Source organism: Streptomyces sp. KR55, assembly GCF_052245645.1.
In the GTDB taxonomy this organism is placed as follows: domain Bacteria; phylum Actinomycetota; class Actinomycetes; order Streptomycetales; family Streptomycetaceae; genus Streptomyces; species Streptomyces flavusporus.
The window spans coordinates 1-542 of record NZ_JBQQCE010001026.1; the positions used below are offsets into that span (position 1 = coordinate 1).

A 542-nucleotide genomic window follows, 5' to 3' on the forward strand; every position below is an offset into this window, starting at 1 on the left:
CAGCCGCACCACCGGCACGCACGTCCGCCAGGTCGACAGCCCCGGCGTCCAGACGCACCGGATGCACACTCGTGAACCAGCCCACCGTCCGCGACAGATCCATCTCCGCCGCCAACGGCACCCGACCGTGCCCCTCCACATCAACCAGGAACCCACCCGCACCCCGCCATTCGGCGACCGCCGCCGCCAGCCCGGACAACAGCACGTCATCAACCCCGGCGTGGAACGCCGCCGGCACCTGCGTCAACAACGCCGACGTCACCCCGGCGGGCACCGTCACCGAGACGTCCCGCACCGTGGACTGCACATCCCGGGAGGCATCAACCGGGACCGCGGTCAGCATCGGGCTGTCGCCGCGGAGCAGCCCCGTCCACTGCGGCAACTCCGCCAGCCGGTTGTGGCTGTGGGCCTGCGTCTCCAGCTCGCGCGCCCAGTGCCGGAACGATGTCGGCACCGCAGCCAGCTCCGGGACACGCCCCGCCGCCAACGCCCCATACGCCTCCGCCAGATCCGGCACCAGCGCCTGCCACGAGACGGTGTCC

Annotated in this window: 1 protein-coding gene; it reads right to left on the reverse strand. The window is 72.3% G+C overall.

Annotated features, from left to right (window positions below; genetic code table 11):
• Positions 1-542: condensation domain-containing protein (locus ACTWQJ_RS52145; protein ID WP_443313318.1), on the reverse strand; the 542-nt coding region annotated here is incomplete at both ends.